This window comes from Marinobacter sp. DUT-3, from assembly GCF_050379435.1.
Classification (GTDB): Bacteria; Pseudomonadota; Gammaproteobacteria; order Pseudomonadales; family Oleiphilaceae; genus Marinobacter.
This window is the reverse complement of record NZ_JBNRMG010000021.1, coordinates 1-15,512: the sequence shown is the minus strand read 5'-3', so window position 1 is coordinate 15,512 and position 15,512 is coordinate 1. Positions and strand designations below refer to the sequence as shown.

The 15,512-nt window shown below is 59.0% G+C and carries 17 protein-coding genes; 8 read left to right on the top strand and 9 right to left on the bottom strand.

Annotated elements, in window-relative coordinates; translation table 11 throughout:
• Positions 1 to 9: 9 nt before the first annotated feature.
• Entirely contained in the window at positions 10 to 456 is a 447-nt protein-coding gene (locus ACQUWM_RS18925) for a flagellar basal body-associated FliL family protein (protein WP_428923126.1), read from the bottom strand.
• Between the two features lie 165 nt (positions 457 to 621).
• Here ACQUWM_RS18925 and ACQUWM_RS18920 point away from each other — a divergent pair, with 165 nt between their 5' ends.
• Together ACQUWM_RS18920 and rsd are read left to right on the top strand one after the other, a co-directional pair.
• Positions 622 to 1,128 carry a disulfide bond formation protein B gene (locus ACQUWM_RS18920; RefSeq protein ID WP_407001431.1) on the top strand — a complete coding sequence of 169 codons (507 nt, stop codon included), beginning with the start codon at positions 622 to 624 and terminating at the stop codon, positions 1,126 to 1,128.
• 101 nt (positions 1,129 to 1,229) lie between these two features.
• The gene (rsd, locus tag ACQUWM_RS18915) at positions 1,230 to 1,712 is read left to right on the top strand and encodes a sigma D regulator (RefSeq protein WP_406985476.1); all 483 of its coding nucleotides are present in this window, start codon (positions 1,230 to 1,232) and stop codon (positions 1,710 to 1,712) included.
• A 70-nt stretch (positions 1,713 to 1,782) separates the two neighbouring features.
• Here the strand turns inward: rsd and ACQUWM_RS18910 are convergent, their stop codons facing one another.
• The 3 genes from ACQUWM_RS18910 to ACQUWM_RS18900 form a co-directional block, all read right to left on the bottom strand.
• The gene (locus ACQUWM_RS18910) at positions 1,783 to 2,490 is read right to left on the bottom strand and encodes an FKBP-type peptidyl-prolyl cis-trans isomerase (protein WP_428923125.1); all 708 of its coding nucleotides are present in this window, start codon (positions 2,488 to 2,490) and stop codon (positions 1,783 to 1,785) included.
• 127 nt (positions 2,491 to 2,617) lie between these two features.
• Complete coding sequence (locus tag ACQUWM_RS18905) at positions 2,618 to 3,013, bottom strand: DUF4124 domain-containing protein (RefSeq protein ID WP_407001429.1); 396 nt, start codon at positions 3,011 to 3,013, stop codon at positions 2,618 to 2,620.
• Positions 3,010 to 3,537, bottom strand: a complete 528-nt coding sequence (locus ACQUWM_RS18900) for a DUF2390 domain-containing protein (RefSeq protein WP_428923124.1) — start codon at positions 3,535 to 3,537, stop codon at positions 3,010 to 3,012. The genes ACQUWM_RS18905 and ACQUWM_RS18900 overlap by 4 nt, the downstream gene beginning before the upstream one ends.
• A 48-nt stretch (positions 3,538 to 3,585) precedes the next feature.
• On the opposite strand from ACQUWM_RS18900, the gene ACQUWM_RS18895 reads away from it, so the two are divergent.
• Complete coding sequence (locus ACQUWM_RS18895) at positions 3,586 to 5,538, top strand: ATP-binding cassette domain-containing protein (RefSeq protein WP_428923123.1); 1,953 nt, start codon at positions 3,586 to 3,588, stop codon at positions 5,536 to 5,538.
• Here the strand turns inward: ACQUWM_RS18895 and ppx are convergent.
• Positions 5,535 to 7,064 (bottom strand): exopolyphosphatase, encoded by a 1,530-nt coding sequence (ppx, locus tag ACQUWM_RS18890; protein WP_428923122.1) that lies wholly within the window; start codon positions 7,062 to 7,064, stop codon positions 5,535 to 5,537. The genes ACQUWM_RS18895 and ppx overlap by 4 nt on opposite strands.
• Positions 7,065 to 7,376: 312 nt before the next feature.
• Between ppx and trxA the strand changes: the two genes are divergently transcribed.
• A complete protein-coding gene (gene trxA / locus ACQUWM_RS18885; protein ID WP_012139190.1) occupies positions 7,377 to 7,703 on the top strand; it encodes a thioredoxin TrxA in 327 nt (108 codons plus the stop codon).
• Between the two features lie 55 nt (positions 7,704 to 7,758).
• Positions 7,759 to 8,385 carry a molybdenum cofactor guanylyltransferase MobA gene (mobA, locus tag ACQUWM_RS18880; protein WP_428923121.1) on the top strand — a complete coding sequence of 209 codons (627 nt, stop codon included), beginning with the start codon at positions 7,759 to 7,761 and terminating at the stop codon, positions 8,383 to 8,385.
• Positions 8,386 to 8,527: 142 nt separating this feature from the next.
• On the opposite strand, the gene ACQUWM_RS18875 is transcribed toward mobA, so the two are convergent.
• From ACQUWM_RS18875 to moaB, 4 genes are read right to left on the bottom strand one after another with little or no spacing between them, the layout of a single operon-like run.
• Positions 8,528 to 8,986: a molybdenum cofactor biosynthesis protein MoaE gene (locus tag ACQUWM_RS18875; RefSeq protein WP_428923120.1), complete on the bottom strand. Its 459-nt coding sequence runs from the start codon at positions 8,984 to 8,986 to the stop codon at positions 8,528 to 8,530.
• Position 8,987: 1 nt separating this feature from the next.
• A complete protein-coding gene (gene moaD / locus ACQUWM_RS18870; protein WP_407001423.1) occupies positions 8,988 to 9,251 on the bottom strand; it encodes a molybdopterin converting factor subunit 1 in 264 nt (87 codons plus the stop codon).
• 2 nt (positions 9,252 to 9,253) lie between these two features.
• Entirely contained in the window at positions 9,254 to 10,468 is a 1,215-nt protein-coding gene (locus ACQUWM_RS18865; RefSeq protein ID WP_428923119.1) for a molybdopterin molybdotransferase MoeA, read from the bottom strand.
• 2 nt (positions 10,469 to 10,470) lie between these two features.
• A complete protein-coding gene (gene moaB, locus ACQUWM_RS18860) occupies positions 10,471 to 11,043 on the bottom strand; it encodes a molybdenum cofactor biosynthesis protein B (RefSeq protein WP_428923118.1) in 573 nt (190 codons plus the stop codon).
• 367 nt (positions 11,044 to 11,410) lie between these two features.
• Between moaB and rho the strand changes: the two genes are divergently transcribed.
• From rho to ACQUWM_RS18845, 3 genes are all read left to right on the top strand, one after another.
• Positions 11,411 to 12,673: a transcription termination factor Rho gene (gene rho, locus ACQUWM_RS18855; protein ID WP_406985466.1), complete on the top strand. Its 1,263-nt coding sequence runs from the start codon at positions 11,411 to 11,413 to the stop codon at positions 12,671 to 12,673.
• 205 nt (positions 12,674 to 12,878) lie between these two features.
• The gene (gene ubiD, locus ACQUWM_RS18850) at positions 12,879 to 14,366 is read left to right on the top strand and encodes a 4-hydroxy-3-polyprenylbenzoate decarboxylase (RefSeq protein ID WP_428923117.1); all 1,488 of its coding nucleotides are present in this window, start codon (positions 12,879 to 12,881) and stop codon (positions 14,364 to 14,366) included.
• The gene (locus tag ACQUWM_RS18845) at positions 14,338 to 15,372 is read left to right on the top strand and encodes a 2Fe-2S iron-sulfur cluster-binding protein (protein ID WP_428923116.1); all 1,035 of its coding nucleotides are present in this window, start codon (positions 14,338 to 14,340) and stop codon (positions 15,370 to 15,372) included. Before ubiD ends, ACQUWM_RS18845 begins: the two co-directional genes overlap by 29 nt.
• Positions 15,373 to 15,512 lie beyond the last annotated feature (140 nt).

Below are 15,512 nucleotides of genomic sequence, written 5' to 3'. Positions count from 1 at the left end.
AGCGCCCGTTTATTTCTGCACCACGAACTCGGTAAACAGGACGCCAGTGATTTCCTCGCCGGTTTGCTGTTCTTCCAACACCGCATTTATCCGCTGTTTTGCTTCTTCCCTCAGGGCGGTCTGCCCGTCGCTGGTCGCCAGTTGGTCAGCATCGGTCTGTTCCCCGAACAGCATCACCAGCTCGTGCCTCAGCCTTGGCATGTGGGCTTCGACGGCCGGGCGTGTGGTTTCCTTTGACGCACGAAGGGTGACCGAGGCCTTCAGGTAGGTGAGCTTATTGCCGGGTTCGCCGACATGGGTAACAAACGACGGATCCATCTCTATGTAATCGGTGATGGTGGCTTCCTGGGTCTCCCCGGTCTCCTCCGCCTCTTCTTCCTGTGCGGTTGTTATGGCTGGCAGTGTGGGGAGCAGGCACAGCAGGACCAGAAAAAAGCGCTTTAGCTGAAGTGTCATAGGCTTGAAGTTCGCTATGGTTTAGGGTTTAGTGACGAAGCTACGGCGATAACCGCTTGGTTTTCGCAGAATAACAGGCCCGGTGACCACTTGCAGCATTCGCTGACGCCCTGACCAGCCGTGGTCGGGGACACGGGGCCAGAATGTCATTTCCGAGGTGTGCATTTGACTTCCAGACTGGTGTTTTCAGTAATCTTTGTTGTGTGCGTCGCGCTGCTGGGTGTGGCTTTTTACATGGAGCATGTCATGGGGCTGGAACCCTGCCCCTTGTGCTGGCTTCAGCGGTTCGGGTTTATGGGCGCGGGTGTGGTGAGTCTGCTGGCGATACTGCATAACCCGAAAGGCCTTGGTGTGCGCCTGTACGGCTTGCTGTTGGCTGTCACCTCCGGTGCAGGGCTGGCAGTGGCCGGGCGGCAGTTGTGGCTGCAGAGCCTGCCCGCGGATCAGGTGCCCGCGTGCGGTCCTTCCGTGGATTACATGCTGGATGTCCTGCCCCTGACAGAAGTATTGACCACCGCGCTCCGGGGCACCGGTGACTGCGCGGAAGTCACCTGGCGTTTCCTCGGTTTGAGCATCCCCGGGTGGACGGCAGTGTTTTTCTCGCTGCTGGTCATTACGGGGCTGGTTATGCTGTTTAATACTGGCAAAAGGTCTGATTGGGTTGGTGGCTGAAACGGTTGCGGCCAACTATGGCCATGGGGTACCTTGAGTCTCGACATAACAAAAAATCGAATCCGAACACCGGGTATGTCTGGTAACTGGAGAAAGGCGTCATGTTGGAAAATTGCCGTAATGCCAGGGAACGTTGGGGTGGTGTCAGCGACCTGATTGATCGCTGGTTGAAGGAGCGCCAGGAGTTGCTGGTGCACTATTGCGAGTTGTCCGGAGAAAGCGATTTCACCCAGACAGAAGCCCTGCGGGAGAAATTTGTCCGGCTCTGTGAAGTCCTTGTGGATTACGTTTCGGCTGGTCATTTTGAAATCTATGAGCAGTTGATTCAGGAAGCCCGGGAATTCAACGACGGTGGTCTGGAGCTGGCCGCCAAGCTGTATCCGCGCATCACACAGACCACGGAGACGGCGCTGAATTTCAATGATCGCCTGGATGGAAAGGCCTTGAACGAGAGTGACGTCCGGGAGCTGTTCGATCAATTGTCCGAACTGGGAGAAATTCTGGAGAGCCGGTTCGAGATGGAAGATTATCTCATCGAGCACCTGCACAACGTGCATGCAGAGAAGGTGATGTCCTCGGCCTGACGGCCTCGGGGAAGGATGGATGCCCGCAGCCCGTGGCAATTAGCGCCGAGGCTGCAGGCAGTATAACGGATTACTCCGGGTTGACTTCGATCAGCTCCACATCAAACACCAGGGTCTCGTTCGGCCCGATGCTGTGGTTACCGCCTGGGCCATAGGCCAGGTCGGAGGGGATGTACAGTTTTACCCGGCTGCCTTCGTTCATTAGCTGAAGACCTTCGGTCCAGCCCGGAATGACCTGGTTGAGACCAAAGGTGACTGGCTCGCCACGCTCACGGGAGCTGTCAAACACTTCGCCAGACAGCAGTTCGCCGGTGTAATGGACCTTGACCTGGTCGCTTTCAGCCGGCTTTTCGCCGTCGCCTTCTTCCAGGATTTCGTATTGCAGCCCGGATTCAGTGGTTTCCACGCCGTCACGTTCTGAATTCTCGGCGAGGAAGGCTTCGCCAGCTTCACTGTTTTTCTTGGCCAGTTCGTCCCTCTGGGCGTTGTCACGCTCCTGGAGCTGCTTCTGGTAAGCCATCAGCGCCTCCTGGATTTCCTCCCGGCTCATCCGGCTCACTTCCTCGTCACCCTCGTGACCGTGTTCGATACCCTGGAGGAATTGTTCCATCTGCAGGTCCGGCAGGTCATTCCTCATGCGTTCACCGAGCACCAGGCCCATACCGTAACTGACTTTCTGGTCAGTGGATTCCAGGCCGGGATCTTTCTTGGAGTCGGTTTGCGTGGAGCAGCCGGCAACAACGCCGGATACTGCCAGTGCGAGCAGTATTTTCTTCATTGCAGAGTCCTATGTTGTGAGCGGGGACTCCTGGGGAGCCCCATATTGTGTTTATCTGAAAAGGGGAAAGGTAACGGGTTCTGTAGCCAGATGCCACTGAACATGTGTTAAGAAACTGGCTAGCGGCTCAGCTGCCGTTGTTGGTGGGCGAGGAAGGAGCGAGGGAGAAAGGAGCGCTGTAGGGTGATTGCCAGTCAGTTTCCGGATCCGGTTCCGCCGGGCGTGACGTGCCGCCGTTGCTTTGGCGCTCGATCGCCAGCGCATTCCACGGGCCGTCTGCGGGGGGCTTGTCGGCATAGTGCCAGCTGCCGTTGCGGTCCTGCCACTTGAAGACTATGTCCGGGCCTTCTACTGGCACCGGTGATGGCACCAGACCCTCAAAGGCCGGGATCTCGTTGCTGTCCGTTTCCTTTGGCGTGCTTTCCACGGCTTTGGGTTCCGGCCCGTTGATGCCGAAGAAAATCAGCACAAGCAGAACGCCAAGCGCAGGAAAAGCGAGACGGATAAGCCATTTCATGATCATGCCCCCTGATTCTCGGCCGCAAAAGCAAGAAGGCCGCGGGTGAGGGCGTTTAACAGTTGTCCGGTTTCCATGTCCATAACCGTCTCCGGTGCTGCCGCTTCGAGGTTGGTACGGGCCAGTTGTTCCGATTCATACATACCGACGCTCTCTTGTTGGCTGTTGGCGAGGCTTTGATAGCTCAAAGCCAGCTCAATCCGCTCGGCTTCCAGTTCGTTTTTGGCGATGCTGGCTCGCAAGCTGTCTGTCTCCGGGTTGCTCCGGGGAATAAATTGTCGGGCTGAGCGCAGGGCCCCGGTTACATGGGCGCGCCACTCTGTTACCGTATCGCTTTCTTTGCCGATGTATTTCTGGCCCGAAATGGTAAGCCAGCAGGCGCCTAAAATCCGTGTAACGCTCCAGCCTTTACCCTGTAACGCCAGGCAGGTCGACTCAATGCCCGGATATTTCCAGAATGCCAGAGCAAAACGCCAGAGCGGGTTATCCGGTTCCATTTCCAGTGACGGCTGTTCCCGGTTGTCCTGCATCTTGGCCCTGTGTCTTCTCTGTGGAACGTACCCTGATAAAATGACAGCATGTTAACGATAACGGATCTCAGTTTACAACGGGGCGGTGTCTGGTTGCTAGACACCGTCGGCCTCGCCATTCAGCCGGGGCAGCGGGTTGCCATTGTCGGCGCCAACGGCGCTGGCAAATCCAGTCTGTTCCAGCTTTTATTGGGGCAGCTCTCTCCCGAGCAGGGCAGTGTGTCACTCCCCGGTGGATGTCGCATTGCCCATATGGCCCAGGAGGTCGAGGCATCCGGGCGAAGCGCCCGTGATTTCGTGCTGGATGGTGACCACGACCTGCGACGAATGGAGCGGGAGCTGGCCGAGGCGGAACGGCGGGGTGATGATCACGCCCAGGCTCGCATCCACGGCGAGCTTGATGTGCATGAAGCCTGGTCTGCACCGCGCCGGGCCGAGATATTGCTGCGAGGGCTGGGCTTCTCCGACGCCGATACCGAACGACCTGTGTCGGCGTTTTCCGGCGGCTGGCGAATTCGTCTGAATCTGGCCCAGGCGCTGATGAGACCGTCCGACCTGTTATTGCTGGACGAACCCACCAACCACCTGGATCTGGATGCCTGTCTCTGGCTTGAGAACTGGCTGCGCCGGTACAGTGGTACCTTGCTGTTTATCTCCCATGACCGGGATTTCATGGATCGGGTAGCGACCCATGTGGTTCGTTTCGACCAGCGTAAGCTGGAACTCTATACGGGTAATTACTCAGCATTCGAGGGTCAGCGTGGTGAGCGCCTGGCCCAGCAGCAGGCCGGCTTCGAGCGCCAGCAGGCACGGATTGCCGAGATTCAGCGTTTCATCGACCGCTTCAAGGCCAAGGCCACCAAGGCCCGTCAGGCCCAGAGCCGGGTCAAGGCGCTTGAGCGCATGGAAAAAATAGCACCGGCGCATATAGATTCACCGTTCAGTTTCGAGTTTCCGGTAGCAGACAAAGTGTCCAACCCGCTGCTGTCGATTCGACATGGCGCCGCCGGGTACGGAGACACCGTGATTCTCAGGGGTATTAACCTGTCACTGTTATCCGGGAGTCGGATCGGTCTGCTTGGCCCCAACGGCGCCGGCAAATCGACCCTGATGGATGCATTGCGGGGGCAGACCACCCTGGTGGCGGGTGAGCGCACCTGCGGCGAGAATCTGTCTGTGGGTTATTTTGCCCAGCACCAGCTGGAATCCCTGGATCTGGACGCCAGCCCGTTCCTGCACCTGCAACGATTGTCGCCCAAAGCGTCCGAGCAGAGTATTCGTAACTTTCTCGGTGGTTTTGACTTCCACGGCGATGAGGCCCTGACTGCGATCCGCTCATTCTCCGGCGGGGAGAAGGCCCGGGTTGCCCTGGCCGTCATTGCATGGCAGAAGCCGAACCTGTTGTTGCTGGATGAGCCTACCAACCACCTGGACCTGGAAATGCGCCAGGCCCTGACCATGGCATTACAGAACTTTGCCGGGGCCATTGTGGTGGTTTCTCACGACCGCCACCTGCTGCGTAATACGGTGGACGAGTTCTGGCTGGTTAACGATGGTCGGGTGGCGGAATACGATGGCGATCTGGAAGATTACGAGCGCTGGCTGGCAGACCGCCGCAAGGACGAATCCGAACCGCCGAGGAGGGAGCCGCAGCAAGGCGGAGCCCAGGGGCAATCGGCGGTTGAATCGAGTGTGGTTGGTGAGAGCGCCGATGACCGCAAGGCGCGCAAGCGCGCCGAAGCGGCCATACGGCAGAAACTGAGCCCTTATCGTAAACAGCAATCCGCGCTTGAGAAGGAGATGGAGCAGCTGCAACAGAGCCTTTCGACCCTGGAAGAGGCGTTGTCCGCACCAGAGCTCTATCAGGATGAGGGCAAACAGCAACTGAAGGAGTTGCTGGGGAAACAGGCCCGGCTCAATGGGCGTCTGGAAGACGTGGAAGCCGAATGGCTGGAGATCAGCGAAACCGTGGAAAGCCTGGAAGCGGAGCTGGTTGCCTAGGCGTCAGGAGTCAGCTCCAGCTTGAAGCCCTGCTTCGACAGATAGTCCCGCTCATTTTCCAGGTCCGCCAGAGTCAGCGGGCGCTCATCAAACCAGCTATCGGGAAATTCGATCGCCAGCCGGTTCTCGCCGGCATGGAGTCGAAAGGCGGGCGGCGGTTCCATATTCCTGGGGTGCTGAAGCAGCACCCCGAGCCGCACCAGCACGCAGAGGTACTTGAGTCGCGGTACGTCCTCGGGGTCGAGCTCTTCGAAAATGGCCGAGGAGAACTTGCGCCGGTGGCCTCTCACCAGAGTGGCCAGATCCCGCTGGAATTGCTGGCTGAAACCCGGCAGGTCGGAGTAGCGCAACAGGTAGGCGCCGTGCTTGTGGTACTGGCTGTGGGAAATGGTCAGCCCGATCTCGTGCAGGCGACAGGCCCAGCGCAGAACTTCCTCATCCGGCAGGGTGCGGAGTGCCCAGGTATCCGCCACCTGGTCCCAGGCCGCAATTGTCGTTTCCTCCACCGCACGGCCATGTTCCTGATCCACATGGTAGCGTTCCTGGAGCGCCGTGATGGTCCGCTCACGCACATCCTCATGCTGGATGCGACCGACAATATCGTAGAGCAACCCCTCCCGCAGGGCGCCTTCGGTGAAGGTCATCTCCTCGATCTGAAGCGACTGGAACGCGCCCATCAGAATGGCGAAACCCGCCGGAAAGATGCTCTGGCGGTCCGTGCGCACGCCAAGATCCGACAGCTTCTCCACCTTGCCCATGCTGACCAGGCGCTGGCGCAGCTCATTCATTGCGGCGAGGGTGATGGTGCCGTCGGTGATCTTCAGGCTCGCCAGAACACTGGCGATCGCCTTGATGGAGCCGGACGAGCCGACAGAACTCTGCCAGCCGACATTGCGAAAATGCTGGCGGATATTCAACAGCTCCTGCTGGGCATGGGTGACCGCCTTGTCCATCTGGCGACGAGTGATCTTGCCATCGGCGAAATACCGGTTGCGGAACGACACACAACCCATGTGCAGGCTTTCCAGTTCCTGGGGTTCAAAGCGCTCGCCGATGATGAACTCGGTACTACCGCCGCCAATATCAATCACCAGCCGCCGGCCAACATCGTCGGATAGGGTATGGGACACCCCAAGGTAAATGAGACGGGCTTCCTCGCGCCCGGCAATGATCTCCACCGGATAGCCCAGAACCTCCTCCGCGCGGGCCATGAATTCCTGGGCATTGCGGGCGACCCGCAGGGCATTGGTGCCGACAATCTGCACCGCCTCGGGCGGCATCCCGCGGAGGCGCTGGGCAAACCGGCCCAGACAGGCCAGGGCGCGTTGCTGGGCTTCCTCGGTGAGACGGTTATGGCTATCCAGCCCGGCGCCGAGCTGAACCTTCTCGCCCATTTTCTCCAGGGTGCGGATTTCCCCGTGTACCAGCCGGGCAACCACCATATGGAAACTGTTGGAGCCCATGTCGATAGCCGCAAGCAGCTCGGGCGATGTGGCATTGGATTCGGCAGAGGGGGTGGCCGTCACGTGTGAAGAATTCCTCTAGGCATGTGCCGGTACTATAAGCGAATTCCGGCGGACCTGTCAGTAATGGTCGCCATCGGATTTTACTCACCGCCAGTATAGCGAGAAACCGAGAGACGGGCAGAACCGCTTCACAGACAGCTGATCAATCGCGTAAAGTATTGCGTATTGAGATGAGGGTGAACGGCTGCTTTTGAACAGAATGCAGCCTTCAGCAACGTTCAACAGCACCAATCGCTGCGGCATGGGCCGTATGGTTCCGAGCAGTATCCGCTTGGTATCAAGAGCGAAAGGTGCCTGATTCAGGAAATGGTAATGAGCGGAAATATCGTAAACGTAACTGACGCATCTTTTGAGCAGGACGTACTGCAGTCTGACGTACCTGTACTGGTGGACTACTGGGCAGAGTGGTGTGGCCCCTGCAAAATGATCGCGCCGGTACTGGAAGAAATCGCCGATGAGTACGACGGCAAGCTGAAAATCTGTAAGCTGAACATTGACGAAAACGAACAGACTCCGCCCAAGTTCAACATCCGCGGCATTCCCACCCTGATGCTGTTCAAGAACGGCAACGTGGACGCCACCAAAGTGGGCGCACTGTCCAAGTCCCAGCTGGCGGCCTTCCTGGACAGCAATCTCTGATTGCTGACCGGACGCCCGAAACCGCCCCTGAGCCAGCGTTCACGGGCGGTTTTTTATGGCCATGAAAAAACAGACTGACCAAAAACACATCGCCGGCCTGCTCCTGGCCGGAGGCGAAGGCCGCCGCCTGGGAGGCCGCGACAAAGGCATGGTCTTCTGGCAAGGTCGCCCCATGACCGCCTGGGTACACAGCACCCTCTCAACCGTCGCCAGCCCCGTCCTGATCAGCGCCAACCGATCCCTGGACGACTACCGACAGCTCGCTCCCAACCGGGTTTTCGAAGACGAAGAAGCCGTTCGCGGTCAGGGCCCCCTGGCAGGCCTGCTGACCGGCATGAAACAGGCCGCAGCCCTCGGCGCTGACGCGGTCCTGGTCTGCCCCTGCGACACCCCGGAAATTACCCCCGACGTACTCTCACACTTGGTGAGTGCCTGGCGAAAAGCCCCTGACAACCCCGTCATCGCCGAATGCGAGGGCAGGGCGCATCCGCTGCACGGCGTCTATCCGGTATCGCTGGTGCCGTTATTGGAAAAACAGCTTCATGGGGAAGGCAACCGCCGCGTGATGGTCTTTGCCGAGGCGGCTGGAGTGGTAAAAGTGAAATGTGAAAGCGCAGCCGAGGCGTTCAAAAACAGAAACCGTCCCGAAGATCTGGAAGATAACTCAGAAGCAGGGCGCTAATGCGGGTGGGTGGTTCCGAAAATGTGCGGAGCCATGGATGGCGGAGCCCAAGCGTACACGGACGTATTCAAAGCGTTTTTCGGAACCACCCACCCGCATTAGTGACCGGCCGGCGCACTCCAATATGAGGCCTGCAGGGAGCCTACAATTCCCAACTCTGACTACGAGCCAGATCAGCGTCCTTCTGCTCTACCCAGTGCTCCCCGGACTCCGTAATCTCCTTCTTCCAGAACGGCGCCGACGTCTTCAAAGCGTCCATAATGAACGCACAGGCCGCAAACGCATCCACCCGATGGGCACTGCACACCCCCACAAACACAATCTGATCGGAAAGCGCCAACTCACCCACCCGATGAACCACACGCGCCTTGCGCACATCCCAGCGCTCGGCCGCCTGCTCCATCAGATCCTCGATCACCTGCTCCGTCATGCCCGGATAATGCTCAAGAAACAGCCCAGTCACGCCTTGCATATCGCCACTGTCCCGCACCAGCCCGGTAAACGTCGCAATAGCCCCCGTGCCGGCGCCACTGCCCCGCAATGCCTGGTACTCCACGGCGGCATCGAAATCCTCGTGTTGAACCGTAACGGAATGATTCACTTCAGCCTCCTGTCACCGGCGGGAAGAAGGCCACCTCATCCCCCGCCTTGAGTGGCGTTTCCGGCTTGGCCATGGCCTGGTTGACCGCAATCATCACCGGCTGACCGCCATCCAGCTGGGCCCACGGGCCGCCTTTCGCCGCCAGTTCAGACAACACCTGACCGGCGGTGGCGTCGGGCCGCGCCGGAAGAGTCAGGCTGTCAGTCGCCAGCTCCTCCCGCAGGCGGGCAAAAAAATGAACAGTCAGGGTGTTCTCGTTACTCATGGTTACCCCAGAAGCTCTGCAAAAGAATAATACGTAATCATATCACCGGGACTGACGGTTGTGTGCTCCGGCACCACCGCCAGGCCATCGGCCCAGCAGGCGGAACTCAGCATTCCGGAACTCTGATTCGGATAGGCCGCCACTTCCACCCGCTGCCCATGGGTCTCTTTCCGCGCCCGGACAAACTCCCTGCGAACGGAGGCCGAGTTCACCTTGAAGGCTGCTGGCAGCTGTTCACCGGAAACCCGATAATCCGAGGCGCCCTGGCGCTTGCGGATGTAAGGAATTGCCACCACCAGGAAGGTGACCAGCACCGCCGCCGGATTGCCCGGCAGCCCCAGAACCGGCGTGCCATCGATCGAGCCAAAAGCCAGTGGCTTGCCCGGCTTGATGGCCAGGCGCCACAGGGACAGCTCGCCGGATTCCTCCAGCACCGCCCGCACATGATCCTCTTCGCCCACCGAGACGCCGCCGCTGGTAATCACCAGGTCTGCCTCGCTGGCCGCGCGCTTCAGGGTTGTCTGAGTGGCTTCCCGCGAGTCCCGGAGCGTTTCACACAACACCACGTCGCAACAGGTTTCAGCCAGCAAACCGAGCAGGGTAAACCGGTTCGTGTTGTAGATCTGTCCGGGGTTTAGAGCGGTGCCCGGTTCAACCAGTTCATCGCCTGTGCTCAGGATCGCAACTTTCAGGCGGGGGAATACCGGCACGCGGGCGATGCCCATGGACGCCAGTAGCCCCATTTCCTGGGGACGCAGGCGGGTGCCCCGCGCGAGGGCCAGATCCCCCTGGCTCAGGTCCTGTCCACGGCGGCGGATATTCTGGCCCTCGCTGACATCGGCGCGGATCACTATGCCGGCATCGGTCACCTCCACCCGTTCCTGCATCACCACCGCATTCGCGCCTTCGGGAATCTCTGAGCCGGTAAAAATACGAACCGCCGTGCCGGCTTCAATCGCTGCCGGGGCCTGCCCCGCGGGCACCCGGGCCGACACCGCGAGGGGGCTGTCAGGGACGAAGTCCTGTGTTCTCAGGGCGTACCCGTCCACCGCGCTGTTGTCCGCTGGGGGCACATCCGCCGGCACGTGATGGTCCTCTGCCAGCACCCTGCCAAGACACTCGGTCAGCGGCACGGTTTCCGACCCGGTCAGCGGGGTTGCCTGTGTCAGTAGCCGGGCGAGGGCTTCCTCGACCGGCGTTAACTGTTGGCCTGCCATGACTATCGCTGCCCCCTGTTGCCAATCTTTTCATGCAGCCGATGATGGGGGCGGTCCGGTTTGCGCAGCGCCAGTGCCGAGAAGTTGCACGGTCCGTGACGGCTGTCCAGCTGCGTACTCAGAATGCCGTTCCAGCCGGTGCGACACGCGCCGGTTGATCCGGGCAGGCAGAAAATGACGGTGTGGTTGGCCAGCCCCCCAAATGCGCGGGACTGGATCGTGGAAGTGCCAATCTCCGAGGCCGACAGTCGGCGAAATTCCTCGCCAAAGCCATCAATGGTTTTATCCAGCAGTGGTGCGACGGCTTCCGGAGTACTATCGCGCTCATGGAAACCGGTCCCGCCGGTAATAATGATTGCGTGGATGTCCGCATCGGCGATCCAGCCGGACATCAACGCGCGAACCAGATACACATCGTCCGGGAGAATTCGCCGTGCGATCAATTGGTGACCGGCCTCAACAACGCTGTCCTCAAGAAACTGGCCGGAGGTGTCCTCATCGGCCCCGCGAGTGTCGGATACTGTCAGGATGGCAATGTTCAGGGGTTTGAGTTCGTCGCTTTTATCGCTGCTCATGGTGTTACTCCGCAGGTTAAATCACTGATTGTGGTCAGTATCCCCGTAGCTGCATGGGAATGGAAGGGGAGTATCCCATCAGAGGGAGAAGGGCGTGTGTGGTGGTATTTCTCCTTTGACATGAGCGGCGATTGGTGTAAATTTGGTCAGCATCACTTGACATTCACAGGTCAGGTGGCCGATTATCCGTGTTGCCCGGCGAACGGTTGTTCTTCCTGTCTCTGGCTTCAGTACTTTTCCGGCTTTCATCTATACCGGTTGCTCCATCTGGCCAGCACCAAGTTCAACTAGTATCCGATCAATTCGTTCAGGGGCATTCCTGTCATTCCAATATTCGTTTACTTCCATTCCGAAAATCTAACAACCTATGAATCTTACTGAACTCAAGCAGAAGTCCGTGCCCGAATTGCTCGATATTGCGCAAGAGATGGGCCTTGATAACCTGGCTCGTTCGCGCAAGCAGGATGTCATCTTCACGATCCTGAAGAAGCATGCCAAGAGCGGCGAAGACATCTACGGTGATGGCGTACTGGAAATTCTGCAGGACGGTTTCGGCTTTCTCCGTTCCGCCGATGCCTCATACCTTGCCGGACCCGACGATATCTATGTGTCGCCGAGCCAGATTCGCCGTTTTAACCTGCGAACTGGTGACACCGTTGCCGGCAAGATCCGTCCGCCCAAAGACGGCGAGCGTTACTTTGCCCTGCTGAAAGTTAACGAGATTAACTTCGACAAGCCGGACAACGCCCGAAACAAGATCCTGTTCGAGAACCTCACACCGCTGTTTCCGGACGAGCGCCTTATGCTCGAAGCCGGTAACGGCAGCACCGAGGATCTCTCTTCCCGGGTTCTGGATCTGGTGGCGCCCATCGGCAAGGGCCAGCGCGGCCTGATCGTCTCCCCGCCCAAAGCCGGTAAGACGCTGCTGATGCAAAGCATCGCCCAGTCCATCACCCGCAACAGTCCGGAATGCCATGTCATGGTATTGCTCATCGACGAGCGCCCGGAAGAAGTGACGGAAATGCAGCGTACGGTACGCGGTGAAGTCATCGCCTCCACCTTCGACGAGCCGCCGGCCCGTCACGTTCAGGTGGCGGAAATGGTAATCGAAAAGGCCAAGCGTCTGGTTGAGCACAAGAAAGACGTGGTGATCCTGCTGGATTCCATCACCCGTCTGGCCCGTGCCTACAACACCGTGATTCCGTCCTCAGGCAAGGTTCTGACCGGTGGTGTGGACGCCCACGCCCTCGAGAAGCCCAAGCGTTTCTTCGGTGCGGCCCGTAACGTGGAAGAAGGCGGCAGCCTGACCATCCTCGCCACCGCACTGGTCAATACCGGTTCCAAGATGGACGAGGTGATCTACGAGGAGTTCAAGGGCACCGGTAACATGGAAGTGCACCTGGACCGCAAGATCGCCGAGAAGCGCACTTATCCGGCCATCAACATCCGTAGCTCCGGCACTCGCCGCGAAGACCTGCTGATGAGCGAGGCGGATATCCAGCGCGTGTGGATTCTGCGTAAGCTGCTGCACTCCATGGAGGACGATACCGCCGCCATCGAGTTCCTGCTGGATAAGCTCAAGGACACCAAGACCAACGACGAATTCTTCCAGTCCATGAAACGTCGTTGATCCTGGTTTTGAGGTACTTGCCGATTTCTGGTGCAGGTATCTGAAGCTCGAAGAGTGAGGTGTGGGGGAGGGGGGGAAAAAAAAGGGGAAAGTGGTGTTTCTTGGGGTTTTTTGTCCCCTCTTTCCCCACACCTCGTTCCGGCCCCGAATAAAAGTCCGCTAAGGGCTTACCTCCGTAGTAACAGAAGCGCGAACGGAGCACCGAATGAAATACAACGATCTCAGAGATTTTATCGGCCAGCTGGAAAATCTGGGCGAGCTCAAGCGTATTTCCGTTGAAGTCGATCCCCACCTGGAAATGACTGAAATCTGCGATCGCACCCTGCGGGCGGGTGGTCCGGCGTTATTGTTCGAGAATCCGAAAGGTTACGACATGCCGGTGCTGGCCAACCTGTTTGGCACGCCAAAGCGGGTGGCGTTGGGCATGGGGCAGGACAATGTCACCGCTTTGCGGGAGATTGGCAAGCTCCTGGCCTTCTTGAAGGAACCGGATCCCCCCAAGGGCTTCAAAGACGCCATCGAGAAGTTGCCGCTGTTCCGGCAGGTCATGCGCATGAGCCCCAAGGTGCTGCGCTCCGCACCCTGTCAGGATGTGGTGATCGAGAAAGAACAGGTCGACCTGTACCAGATTCCGGTTCAGCACTGCTGGCCCGGGGATGCCGGTCCGCTGGTGACCTGGCCGCTGGTGATTACCCGTGGGCCCCACAAGGAAAGGCAGAACCTGGGGATCTATCGTCAGCAGGTGATCGGCCGTAACCGGCTGATTATGCGCTGGCTCAGCCATCGTGGTGGCGCGCTGGATTTTCAGGAGTTCCAGAAAGCCAACCCGGGCCAGCCTTATCCGGTGGCGGTCGCCTTGGGCGCCGATCCGGCCACCATTCTGGGAGCTGTGACCCCGGTGCCCGATAGCCTGTCCGAATACGCCTTTGCGGGCCTGTTGCGGGGCAGTCGCACAGAGCTGGTTCAGTGTCGCCTCAGTGATCTGCAGGTGCCGGCCAGTGCCGAGATTGTGCTGGAAGGGTTTATCTATCCGGACGACATGGCGCCGGAAGGGCCGTTCGGGGATCACACCGGCTACTACAACGAAGTGGATCAGTTCCCGGTGTTCACCGTGGAGCGAATTACCCATCGCAAGGATCCGATCTATCACAGCACCTACACCGGACGCCCGCCCGATGAGCCGGCGATTCTCGGTGTGGCGTTGAACGAAGTGTTTATCCCGATCCTGCAGAAGCAGTTCCCGGAAATTGTGGATTTCTACCTGCCGCCGGAAGGCTGTTCCTACCGCCTTGCAGTGGTGACCATGAAGAAACAGTACCCAGGCCATGCCAAACGGGTGATGATGGGGGTATGGTCATTTTTACGGCAGTTCATGTACACCAAGTTCGTGATTGTTACGGACGATGATGTGAATGCCCGGGACTGGAAGGATGTTATCTGGGCGATGACCACCCGGATGGACCCGGCCCGTGACACCACGATGGTGGAAAGCACGCCCATTGATTATCTGGACTTTGCTTCGCCGGTGTCCGGCCTTGGCTCAAAGATGGGCATGGACGCGACCAATAAGTGGCCCGGTGAAACCGACCGGGAGTGGGGTACGCCGATCACCATGACCGACGAGGTCAAACAGCGCGTGGATGAGCTCTGGGACAGCCTGGGGATTGAAACTTCGCCAGATCGCCCCGACTAATAGGAACAACGATGTGTATCGGGTTGTCCTGAAACCGTCCGGACTGGCCTACAACGTCAGTGCGGGAACAGACCTGCTCGATGCAGCCGCAGAGGCGGGGATCGCCGTGCCCGCCGCCTGCCGCAATGGGGTGTGTGAGATCTGTGAAGCCCGGCTACTGGCTGGCAGCGCACTGAACACCCGCAACCAACAGACGATGACGGTCAACGAGCGACTGATGATGTGCAGAACCCTTGCGCTCGGGGACCTGGAACTGGAGATTAACGCCGTTATGGCAGCAGGAACCAATCAGCCTCGCAAGTACCAGGCAAAGGTGGTGGACGTTCGTTCCATCAGCCACGACGTCTACCGGGTCGAGCTTCAGCTGCCCCGCCGGCGGGAACTGTCCTTTCATGCGGGGCAGTACCTGTCCGTGAATCTTCCGGATACCGACCCCTGCTACTTCTCCATCGCCAGCAGCCCGTCCGAATCGGACATAGAACTGCATATCCAGGCCTCGCCGGACTGGGTGTCGGCGCAGAAGGTAATTGAAGCGCTGACCTCGGGCAAAGATGTCACCGTGGAACTTCCTCACGGCAAAGCCTGCCTGGCAGCAGCTCCGGAGAAACCGTTGTTGCTGGTGGCGGCGGGCACCGGCTTTGCCCAGATGAAAAGCCTGGTGGATTACCTCAGGACGACCAGCTACCAGCAACCGGTCAAACTCTACTGGGGCGTGCGTCGCCACGAAGACATGTACCTGCGGAGCATGGCCCAGAAATGGGAGCAGGAATGGCCGCCGTTTACGTTTCTGCCCGTCGTCGGTGATGACGAGGATAACGATTGGGCTGGCCATCACGATCAGTTGGTACGAGCTGTACTGGCCTCAGGGATGGATTGGAGCAACGTGGAAGTGCATGCCAGCGGGTCGCCGACCATGGTGTATACGCTGATGGATGCTCTGATTGAGGCTGGCTTGCCGAAAGCGGCGTTTTTCTCCGATGTATTGGAGTACGCTCCGAGAGCCTAATGCCGGGTTTGTCGGATTAGCAAAGCGTAATCCGACAAAGGCTATACCACCAATGTCAGACAGGCCCCGGGGTGGGGTGCCTTTTCTGACGGGACAAAGGTGTCTGAGCGAAGCGAGTTCTTTTCCCATAAGAAAAGGCA